Genomic DNA, 255 nt, shown 5'->3' on the forward strand with positions numbered 1-255 from the left:
CCTGTATTTTAGTATTAAGTACTTTGAGCACACCTATTTGCTGATCATCAAAAACTTCAGTTATAGGTTGCCCGCCTTCAGGTCGCGCATAAGCTATATTCATTTGTAAGATTTTCAACAATGCAGTTATCTGCATAACCACTAATTTGCGTATCGCCCACCCACTCTCTAGTTCGGTTTCTTCGATTCCAAACCCCTGTTTTTTCAACAATCGGAACAGCTGCTCGATATACCATCGTGCGGAATAAAATTCGA

General features: G+C 40.4%; 1 protein-coding gene. It reads right to left on the reverse strand.

The window, feature by feature from the left end; all coding sequences use genetic code 11:
* The coding region (locus LB465_RS18555) for a transposase (RefSeq protein WP_394370957.1) at positions 1-255 on the reverse strand (255 nt) is incomplete at both ends.

The sequence above is a fragment of the Salegentibacter lacus genome (assembly GCF_020164555.1).
Classification (GTDB): Bacteria; Bacteroidota; Bacteroidia; order Flavobacteriales; family Flavobacteriaceae; genus Salegentibacter; species Salegentibacter lacus.